We start from the raw sequence: 6,176 nt of genomic DNA, 5'->3' as shown, positions 1-6,176 counted from the left end.
GTACTCAAGTACAGCCTGCGGCTAGTTTCCTAGTTTGCTCTTTGATTTTCATTGAGTATAAGTTCATCAAAGCGACTTAACGTCCTAATAAAAGATAAACAAAATGACCGAAAGAAAAAAGCCCACACACAGAAATCAATCCGTGTGAGGGCGTTGGTAACGCGGTGCCACCTCAATTATAAAGGGACTATTCCCCTTTACATCTCTGTCTTGTCTAACAACAAGTTGCACTGTAAGGTGTGCGCACCGAATTTTCATTGTTTCAAATTCATTTTTAAAATCAGCCCACTTTCACTACTTCCAACCACCTGTTCACAATCACCACAGGCTCCCTGAAGATCAAAAATAGTTACTTTTCTGATTTGTTGAGAATATTATATGCTATTGTCCGCTTTTTGTCAAGATTTTTTTATGATTATTTTCCAGAACCGAGGATTTCTTCGGAAATTCTCACCAAAGTCTGAACGATGTAATCAACTTCTTCATCGCTTAATTTTGTATGAAGAGGAAGCGTAATTTCATTTTCAAAGAAGGCATAGGCTCTTGGATAATCTGCCATATCGAAACCAAGATTCTTATAGGCTGTCAAAAGAGGAAGCGGTTTATAGTGTACATTACTTGCAATTCCTGCTTTAGCCAATTCTTGGATGATGAGATTGCGTTCTTCTAGGCTAGCACCTTCTACATGGGTGATGTAGAGGTGGCGTGAAGATTCGACACTATCAGTCTTGTGTGCCAATGGACGAATGCGAGAACCTGCAAAACCACGATCATAACGGTCCACGATGTCCTTACGACGTTCTAGCAAACCTGGGTAACGATCCAATTGTACCAAACCAATCGAAGCCATGATATCCGTCATGTTGCACTTGTAGGCTGGTGTTACGATATCGTATTCCCATGAACCCAATTGCATCTTGGCAAGAGCATCTTTAGTTTGCCCGTGAAGGGAAAGGATTTGGAACTCCTTGTACATCTCTTCGTCATCAATCGCTGGATTGGCTTTCCATGTCGCACTTCCTCCCTCAGCAGTTGTAAAGTTCTTAACAGCGTGGAATGAGAAGGAAGTAAAGTCAGCGATCGAACCAGCCGGTTGCCCTTTGTAAGTAGATCCCAAAGCATGAGCACTATCAGAGACAATCACGATACGGTTAAAGGCCTTTTGCCACTTGCTAGCAGCTGTAAAGAGGTCACGTTTTTTCTCCACGACTTGGAACAAACGGTCATAGTCGCAAACAATCCCTGCAAGCTCAACCGGAATAATCACCTTAGTTTTCTCAGTAATAGCTTGCTCAAGCAAGTCATAGTCCATTTCAAAAGTATCTGCTTGAATATCCACCATGACAGGGGTCGCTCCCACGTGTGTGATGACACTACATGAAGCTGTATAAGTCATAGCTGGAACGATGACTTCATCACCAGGTCCCACTTCCAAAACACGCAAAATCAACTCAAGAGCTGCAGTCGCAGAGTTGAGGCAGACAGTCTTAGGTGTCTGTGTGTATTGAGACAAGCGACGCTCCAGTTCTTTTGTCTTAGGACCTGTTGTGATCCAACCAGAGCGCAGGGTATCCGCTACTTCAGCAATTTCAGCTTCGGTAATATCGGGTGGTGAAAATGGAATATTGTAATTTGGCATTGATTTGCTCCTTTTATCTGTACTCATTTTCTCATGACTACTTTATTTTAGCACTTCAAACACGGTTTGAAACATAATTTTGATGTCTCCAAGGAAACTAAACTCTCGGAGATAGGCGAGGTTATAGCGCATCTTTTCAGGAAGGACATGTTCGACATAGGCCTGGTCAACCGACAAGCCTTTCTCCGTCATTTGACTGATGATGGTGTCCTCATCCTTGTAGTTGATGCTGGCTGGAGAGGTGATTCCTGCTGGCAAGAGCAAGGTCGCCATCATTTCAGGGCTATACTGCTCGGTGTAACGTGGCACCTCAGGTCGTGTGCCTACAAAGGACATTTCGCCTTTAAGGACATTGACCAGCTGAGGCAGTTCGTCCAAACGCACACGTCGAATGAAATTTCCCACTTTGGTAATGCGGCTGTCGTTAGCAGAAGTCACCAGACTTCCTTTTTTATCCGCATCCGTCACCATAGTACGGAACTTCCAAATCTTGAACGGACGGTTGTACTGGGTCACGCGCTCTTGCTTGTAAATGACAGGTCCCTTGCTATCCAACTTGATCCAAATGCTCAAGATAAGAAAGATGGGAGAAGTCAAAACTAGCAAAAACAGGGCCAGAACCCAATCCAGGCAACGCTTGAAAATCAGCGAACCCTTCCTTTTAGAGACAAGCTGGTAGTAAGACTCAACCTCGCTTGATTGCATTTCCACGGGCAAGTCTTCCCATTTCAGCATGCTGTTTCTCCTTTGTTTTTATTATACTATTTGTCAACATTTTTCATTATACCACAAAATGGAAAAGGCGGTGCAAGAAATCTGTGATTTGAAGAATTTCCTTCTTATACTCAATGAAAATCATAGTGCAGCTTTGAGGTTGCAAATAAAGCTGACATGGTTTGAAGAGATTTCCAAAGAGTATTAGGACATGGCCCCAGCCTGCAAGCTATACATCTTATGATAGGTTCCTCCCAAGGCCAAGAGTTCCTCATGGGTTCCACTCTCGATGATGCGCCCCTTATCCAAGACATAAATACAGTTGGCGTCCTGGATGGTCGAAAGACGATGAGCAATAGCAATGGTTGTCCGCCCCTGTCTCATCTTGGCTAGGGAATCTTGAACCAAACTTTCTGTTTCAGAGTCAATATTGGCTGTCGCTTCATCCAAAATCAAGATTTTAGGCTGACTAGCAACTGTTCTAGCAAAGGCAAGAAGCTGACGCTGACCAGTAGAAAAGCTCGAACCACGCTCGGACACAGGTGCATCATAACCCTGCGGAAGGTCCTGAATAAAGGAATCTGCATCCACAAAGGCAGCCGCAGCCTGGACCTCTTCATCACTAATGTCTTGGTACATGGCGATATTGGACTTGATAGTCCCGTGATAGAGGAAGGGATCCTGTAAGACCAAACCGATATTCTTTCTCAACTCTTCCTGACTGTAGTTCCTGATATCCACACCATCCAAGAGAACGCGGCCTGACTGAAATTCATAAAAGCGCATGAGGACATTGATAATGGAAGATTTCCCCGAACCTGTATGCCCTACAAAGGCAATGGTTTCACCCTTCTTAACTGAAAAGGAAATATCATCTAGAATCTGGTGTTTTCCATCATATGAGAAACACACGTGCTCAAACCGAATATTACCTTCTGTAATCTTTGCTTGGCTATCCTTTTGAAGGGGTTCATAGGTCCTCTCGTCAATCAAGGCAAAGACACGTCCAGCTGAGACCATAGAAGTTTGAAGGGTTGAAAAGTTTTGCGTCACCTCAATCAAGGGGTCAAAGAGCCGATTGATGTACTGGATAAAAGCATACATGGTTCCTGCTGTTATTCCCAGATAAAGCCCGCGGTAACCAAAGTAGGCCATCAAGACTGCATATCCTAGGAGTTTCAGCAAACTCATGGCAGGTCTCAAAAAGAGGGCATCCAAGGCCACAGAACGGTTGGCATAGACCAAGTGTTCTTGGTTGATTTCATCAAATTCTGCTTGCAGGCGATTCTCTTGGTTGAAGGCCTGGATAATCCTGATTCCCTCGATATTCTCTGCCAGCTTACTATTGATATCTGACAAGAGACTTCTGGTTTTTTCGATGATTTTCACTGACTTTTTCCGATAGAGATTGACTAAAAGGAAAATCAAGGGTAGAAAGAGCAAAACTAAAGCTGTCAAACGAAAATCCAGCACCAACATGGTATACAGAGTTGTCAGAAAGATGAAAACTGCTGAAATAAAGCTGGATAAAATTCCCGAAAACATATCACTGATGGTCTCAGTATCATTGGTCAAACGAGAAACGATGGAGCCTGCTGGCGTCTTGTCAAAATAAGACATGCCCAGTTTTTCCATATTGGCAAAGGCATCGCGACGAATATCTCTGACAATACTGTAAGACACTCGTGCAAAAAGAAGATTGCCGACATACTGGACCAGAGTTTGCAGGATATAAAGACCATAGTAGGCTAATAATACTGTAATAGCAAACTGATTGAGATTGCTGAGGTATTGGTCGATAAAGTGGGAAGCCACAAGGGGAATGACACTTTTAATGACCGTCGTCGCGAGGAGAAAACTGAGTGCCAAAAAGGTCAGGAGGCCATAGGGCTTGAGATAAGACATCAAGCGCTTCAATACAGCCCATTGTTCTTTCTTATTCTGCATCTTCTTCTCCTTTCATTTCCAACTGCTGAGACTGATAGGTTTGGGCATACCAGCCATCTAAAGCTAGCAGGTCTTCGTGCGTGCCCCGTTCTATGATTTGGCCATTTTGCAGAACCAAAATCAGATCTGCATGGACAACTGCACTGAGACGATGGGCTGTGATGATAGTTGTCTTATCCTTCCGCGTCTCCTTGAGATTGTCGATGATCGCATATTCTGTCTTGGCATCCACGGCCGACAAAGAATCATCCAAAATCAAGATATCTGGATCTAAAATCATAGCCCGACTCATGGCCAGACGCTGCTTTTGACCACCAGAAAGACTGACTCCCTTTTCACCGATAATGGTCTCAAATCCCTGAGGCATGTCTACAATGTCTTGATAAACTTGAGCTAGCTTAGTCGCTTCCTCGACCGCTGAAAGGGGCAAGTTAGGATTGCCAAAGCGGATATTATCTAAAATCGAAGTCGCAAAGAGGAACTGATCCTGAGGAACATAGCCCATAAGACTACGAAGATCTGTCAGACGATAATCGCGAATATCGTGACCGTTTAGATAAATGGCTCCCTTATCCACATCGTACTCACGCAAGAGGAGCTTAATCAAGGACGTTTTTCCAGAGCCTGTTTGCCCGACCAATCCCAGAGTTTGCCCTTTTTCCAAACTAAAGTGAACATTTGTCAGTGTTTCCTCATTTTCAAATGCAAAACTATCAACGGCATACTGCAAGCGCCCGTTTTCAATTCCATCTAAAGGAAACTCAGGGTCCTGTACAGGTGATTCCTGAGACAAAAGTTCCTCAATTCTCTGGTAAGAAACCTTCCCTCGCTGGGTAATATTAAAGAGGAAGCCGATGGCCATAAGAGGCCAAACTAGCATATCCAAGTAGCTGATAAAGGTAACTAGATTACCAACTGTAATCTGTCCCTCCTGAACCATCAAGGAGCCGACCAAGAGGGTTAACACATAGGATGAACCAACAAATAAGAGAACCATAGGGTCAAAGAGACTATCGTATTTCATGGTTTGCAGGTTCTTCTGGAAGGTCAATTCATTGACTGCCTGAAAGGACTTCAACTCGTCCGCCTGGTAACCGAAAGACTTGGTCACTTTAATACCTGATACAGACTCCTGTACCTTGTTATTAAGTTCGGAAAAGGCAGCTTGGGATTCGCCAAAGGCCTTGTGGGTCTTTCTCCCTAGACGACTGGTCGCATAAGCCATGAAAGGTAAGGGTAAAATGGCAACTAGGGTCATTTGCCATGAAATACTAAAAAGCATGGTCAGCAAAGTCACCAAAGCCGTGATCGAGGCATCCACCGCAGACATAACACCACCCCCTGCGAGACGCGTCAAGGCATTGATATCATTTGTAGCGTGTGCCATCAGGTCCCCTGTACGATAGGTCTGATAAAAGGCTGGAGGCATTTTTGTGAAATGCTCAAACAAGCGAGACCGCATAATCTGTCCCAGACGATAAGAAGTCCCAAGGATATACATACGCCAAACATAGCGCAGATAGTACATCCCAAAGGCTGCAAGAAGCAAGTAAAATAGGTCAAGAAGGAGGTCCTGCTGGGTTAATTGCCCCGATGTAATAGCATCAATAACCCGCCCCATAACCATAGGTGGAATGAGGTTGAGGACGGAAACCAAGACCAAGGCCACAATCCCGACTAGATAACGGCGTTTTTCTAACTTGAAAAACCACCAAAGTTTTTGAATAATGGACATAAAATCCCTTTCTGATTGCAAATAGAAACCTGAGGCCAATACTCAATGAAAATCAAAGAGCAAACTAGGAAACTAGCCGCAGGCTGTACTCGAGTACGGCAAGGCGACGTTGACGCAGTTTGAATTTGATTTTCGAAGAGT

4 protein-coding genes and 1 other annotated feature are annotated in these 6,176 nt (G+C 44.1%); all 4 genes read right to left on the bottom strand.

Annotated elements, in window-relative coordinates; all coding sequences use genetic code 11:
- Nucleotides 1–143: 143 nt before the first annotated feature.
- Nucleotides 144–369: a binding site (T-box leader), on the bottom strand.
- Nucleotides 370–415: 46 nt separating this feature from the next.
- A complete protein-coding gene (locus GMD6S_RS04805) occupies nt 416–1,639 on the bottom strand; it encodes a DegT/DnrJ/EryC1/StrS family aminotransferase (protein ID WP_001134517.1) in 1,224 nt (407 codons plus the stop codon).
- A 42-nt stretch (nt 1,640–1,681) separates the two neighbouring features.
- Nucleotides 1,682–2,374 (bottom strand): sugar transferase, encoded by a 693-nt coding sequence (locus tag GMD6S_RS04800; RefSeq protein ID WP_000922225.1) that lies wholly within the window; start codon nt 2,372–2,374, stop codon nt 1,682–1,684.
- Nucleotides 2,375–2,557: 183 nt separating this feature from the next.
- Nucleotides 2,558–4,300, bottom strand: coding sequence for an ABC transporter ATP-binding protein (locus tag GMD6S_RS04795; protein WP_001180024.1), 1,743 nt, complete (start codon nt 4,298–4,300; stop codon nt 2,558–2,560).
- Nucleotides 4,290–6,035, bottom strand: a complete 1,746-nt coding sequence (locus GMD6S_RS04790) for an ABC transporter ATP-binding protein (RefSeq protein ID WP_000022593.1) — start codon at nt 6,033–6,035, stop codon at nt 4,290–4,292. Before GMD6S_RS04790 ends, GMD6S_RS04795 begins: the two co-directional genes overlap by 11 nt.
- Between the last annotated feature and the right edge of the window lie 141 nt (nt 6,036–6,176).

The organism is Streptococcus sp. GMD6S (assembly GCF_000297015.1).
This window is presented reverse-complemented; position numbering and strand designations above follow the sequence as displayed.

Coding starts and splice junctions, on each gene's coding strand:
- GMD6S_RS04805 (WP_001134517.1), bottom strand. CDS start 1,639: ATGCCAAATTACAATATTCCATTTTCACCACCCGATATTACCGAAGCT.
- GMD6S_RS04800 (WP_000922225.1), bottom strand. CDS start 2,374: ATGCTGAAATGGGAAGACTTGCCCGTGGAAATGCAATCAAGCGAGGTT.
- GMD6S_RS04795 (WP_001180024.1), bottom strand. CDS start 4,300: ATGCAGAATAAGAAAGAACAATGGGCTGTATTGAAGCGCTTGATGTCT.
- GMD6S_RS04790 (WP_000022593.1), bottom strand. CDS start 6,035: ATGTCCATTATTCAAAAACTTTGGTGGTTTTTCAAGTTAGAAAAACGC.